Genomic DNA, 791 nt, shown 5'->3' on the forward strand with positions numbered 1-791 from the left:
CTCAGATCAGAGCCCCTTTTGACGGTATTGTCACAAGTGTTAAGGTCGCTCCGGGTGAGCGAATACAAATGGGACAAGCACTGGTTTCTCTCTACGACCGAAAGAATATGGAGCTCCGCGCTCAAGTACCCGACAAATATCTGGCACTTATTAGTGATGCACTGCAACAGGGTATCAACATCCAAGCCACGGCACTTAGCCATCAATCAGAAATACCATTACAACTTCTGCGCTTATCTGGCCAGGCAAGTCTCAGCAATGGCGGTGTCGATGCTCTATTTAGACCTGCTAGCGAAGAGCATAACTTGATTCTAAACAAAGCATTACGATTACGCATTGATATGCCAGCACTAACAAACGTATTCACTCTACCCGTGTCGGCAATCTATGGAACAAATCGAATTTATCGTATTGAGGAGGGACGGCTTCAATCGCTAAATATTGAAGTATTAGGAAAACAGCTTTTAAGTCTTAGCACGAATTCTGCAAATGAAGAGACTCTTCAAGACAGAGTCATTATTCGTAGTAAGCATCTAGGCGATGGCGATAAGGTCACAACAACCCAGCTCCCCAATGCAATTTCCGGTCTAAAAGTTAAAGAGCGTAGCTAAGAATGAGCATTGTAAATCACGAACAAAACCCAGGTGATCACCGCTCAGATTTAATTGGCCGCTTTGCTCAACATAAAGTAGCAGCCAACCTGCTCATGCTGATTATGCTGCTTGCAGGTGCGGTATCACTAATCAAACTTAACACTCAGTTCTTACCAAACTTCGAACCCGACTACGTTA

Annotated in this window: 1 protein-coding gene; it reads left to right on the forward strand. The window is 44.2% G+C overall.

Translation table 11 applies throughout. The annotated features are described in order from the left end of the window. Positions 1 to 611: HlyD family efflux transporter periplasmic adaptor subunit (locus A3735_RS27945; protein WP_156499983.1), on the forward strand; the 611-nt coding region annotated here is incomplete at its 5' end. Positions 612 to 791 lie beyond the last annotated feature (180 nt).

The sequence above is a fragment of the Oleiphilus sp. HI0061 genome (genome assembly GCF_001635675.1).